General features: G+C 39.0%; 2 protein-coding genes. Both read right to left on the bottom strand.

What is annotated here, in order from left to right:
* Positions 1–2,348 (bottom strand): isopeptide-forming domain-containing fimbrial protein (locus HMPREF1518_RS01785; RefSeq protein WP_033583722.1); only part of this gene is annotated, 2,348 nt, incomplete at its 3' end.
* A gap of 334 nt (positions 2,349–2,682) precedes the next feature.
* The coding region (locus tag HMPREF1518_RS01780) for a G5 domain-containing protein (RefSeq protein ID WP_033583721.1) at positions 2,683–3,442 on the bottom strand (760 nt) is incomplete at its 5' end.

Raw genomic sequence — 3,442 nt, 5'->3', positions numbered from 1 at the left:
TCCGCTCCATTGATGGTTTCTGATGCCTTGTCATAGGACTTGAAGCTCCAAGTACCTTCTGATGTCTTAACCTCTGTTTGACTTGGTTGCGTTGGAGTCGCTTGACTTCCATCTTTTAGATCTGTTTGATCTGCTGGAAGCAAGGCTTTTACTTCTTGTGGAAGCTCTTTTCCTAGAGTTCCACTGACAAACTCGTGTGTCGCCTTATAGGTTGGAGCTGGGGTGAATTCCCAAGTACCGATAAAGTGGGCGTCTGCTCCATTAATAGTTTCAGATGTCTTATCGTAGGACTTAAAGCTCCATGTACCTTCAGTTGTTTTCACTTCTGTTTGACTTGGTTGCGTTGGAGTTGCTTGACTGCCATCTTTCAAGTCTGATTGATCTGCTGGAAGTAGGGTTTTCACTTCTTGTGGAAGTTCTTTATTTGGAGTTCCGCTGACAAACTCATGTGTTGCCTTGTAAGTTGGAGCTGGGGTGAATTCCCAAGTACCGACGAAGTGGGCATCCGCTCCATTGATGGTTTCGGATGCTTTGTCATAGGACTTGAAGCTCCATGTACCTTCTGCCGTCTTCACTTCTGTTTGGCTTGGTTGCGTTGGAGTTGCTTGACTGCCATCTTTCAAGTCTGTTTGGTCTGCTGGAAGCAAGACTTTAACTTCTTGTGGAAGTTCTTTACCTGAAGTTCCGCTGACAAATTCGTGTGTCGCCTTGTAGGTTGGTGCTGGGGTGAACTCCCAAGTGCCTACGAAGTGTGCGTCCGCTCCATTGATGGTTTCTGATGCCTTGTCATAAAACTTAAAGCTCCATGTGCCTTCTGACGTCTTCACTTCTGTTTGACTTGGTTGAGTTGGAGTTACTTGACTACCATTAGACAAGTTCTTATCCGTCGCCGGAAGCAAATCTTTCACTTCTTGCGGAAGCTCTTTACCTGGAGTTCCACTGACAAATTCATGGTGTTTTTCGTAAAGAAGAGCAGTGCTCACCTGATTAGAAGGAGCTGATAAGTTATCAACATGCAAGGTTACAGTGTTGTTAATTTTTTCAGGTCCCTTTTCTTCCACTTTTTTGTTTGTAGCTGTTTTATAAGTGATAATAATCTCAGCGGCAGAATTTGATTTTATGTATTCAGGTGTCATTTTAACAGTAACTGTTTGACCTGACTTCTCAATCGTATAGTCACGTCCTTCTTGCAGAGTCACTCCACCTGATTCAACTTTAAGTTCTTTATAGTCCAAGCGATCATCAAAATTTTGAACCATTTCAATAGATGATGGAGCTGCTAAAAGGTCTTTACCTGGAACCGGAACTTTAAAAGTAGCCTTATAAGTTACATCCTGCCCCTCTTTAGCTGGAATCTCAGTAGGTTCTACCTCTAGGACTGGACTTGGGTCAATCTTTTCGACATAAAGCCCAAATACAGCCGAACAGGTTTCCGTTGATGAATAACCGAAATTCATGCTGTTACTATTTGATCGAAGAGCTAAACCCGAGATGTTATTTTCAGCATTACTACCATTTGTACTTTGTGTAGCAATCCATGAAGTATGATCACTTGTTTCTTCCTGCCGCAAGACATTGGCATTGTTCATTAATCGAAGGTTCACATCGTTCTTATAGTTTTTAACATAGAAGGTTTCCTTCAAATTGTTTGCATCAATTGCATCAATATCTGTTGGTTTCATGACCAATTTCAAGTCTGTTTCTGTCCCATCAGCATAGCGAATTTCGGCTGTAACATCAGCATCAATCCAAAACGCTTTATTCATGATGTAGTCATGATTCGCATCCACATAAGGAACATTCCCAATTTCAAAAGCATTACTTTCCCATAATTCAGAAATTGAGAAAAATTCGACAGTAGATTTTTGAGCACTATTCATTTCAGACTCTGCTTGAGCAGTATTTAGATAGTGAAGAGTGACCTTATTAAATTTTAAATAAGCATCTACTTGCTTTCCGTGAATGTTACTAATATTTGTGAATTTTAGAGATAAAGGATTTTCAAAAACTTGATCTTGTTTTTTACTTTTATCTACTTTGAGAGTAAAGTTTTCCATCTCACCTGGATAAGCACCCCCACTTAGATATTCATAATGGGGATTCGATAGATGAAACTGATCAACAGACTGTGATTTAGATAAAACACTAGCATTGTTAATATTTAAATTAAACTTACGAATATCCAAGGTAGAGATATCCGTTCCATTTTTAATCTCTTCTAATGCAGCATAAGACTGAACCGGAAGAAGAAAAATAGAAAAAAGTAAAACGACTAGGCCGATATAAGCCTTTGTTTTTCTACCTAAATTAGTAGAAAACGGCACTTTCATGCCTCTTCTCCATTTCATAATTAACCTCCAAACTAAAAATGATTTGTATACAATCATTTTAAAAAGAAATGTTCACCTCATTCTAACACAAAAAGGGGACAATTAAAAGTAGATTATAGATAAAAATTTATTATTTTGTATTAGTATACTATCATCGTTTACAATATATCAACTTACATATTTAATATACTGTGAAACTTTAAAAAGAAACTTTTTGGTTTATTCATAAAAATAATTTTTTCTGCTAATCACTATGCGATATCTCAGCCTTCACCTAAATAAAAAAGAACTCAAGAAAAATCTTGAATTCTTTTAAAAATTAAGTCTGTAAGACCTTTCAGATGAAAGTTTATTAGTCCTTCTTACGAACGACAAAGCCTACTAGACCGGCGATAAATAAACCAATCATTGAAAGAAGACTGGTAGAAGCTGTACCTGTGCTTGGTAGAACTTTCTTATCTTGGCTTGCAGTTTCTTCTTTCTTAGTGCTTTCAGCTTGGTTCCCTGTTGTTGCAGTATCATTCTTATTACCGTTGGTTGTTGTAGAGGCTACTTTCTTAGTTCCAACTTCAACAATCTCGTCTACTGCTGGAGTGGTGATTGTGTTGGATTTCTCAACACGATCTGTTTCTACTCCGTCTGTGTAAGTCACTGTGTAAACGATGGTGCGAACACCCTTCTTACCAGCAGCTTTCACTTGACGACTTCCTTCTGGAAGGTCTGCGTTCTTCACTTCTTTGACTTGGAAGGCAGCATCTTCTGTCTTGGTCTCTTCCTTAGTCGTTACAACTGGGGCTACTACTTTCTTAGTTCCTACTTCGACAACTTCGTCTACTGCTGGAGTAGTGATTGCATTTGATTTCTCAACACGACCTGTTTCAACGCCGTCTGTGTAAGTCACTGTTTCAACAATGGTACGAACACCCTTCTTACCAGCTGTTTTCACTTGACGACTTCCTTCTGGAAGATCTGGATTTGTGACTTCCTTAGTTTGGAAAGCAACTTCTTCTGTCTTGGTCTCTTCCTTAGTCGTTACAACTGGGGCTACTACTTTCTTAGTTCCAATTTCGACAACTTCGTCTACTGCTGGGGTGGTGATTGTGTTGGATTTC

The sequence above is a fragment of the Streptococcus sp. SR1 genome (genome assembly GCF_000526075.1).
Taxonomy (GTDB): domain Bacteria; phylum Bacillota; class Bacilli; order Lactobacillales; family Streptococcaceae; genus Streptococcus; species Streptococcus halitosis.
The sequence above is the reverse complement of the archived record's forward strand: the minus strand, read 5'-3'. Positions and strand labels throughout refer to the sequence as shown.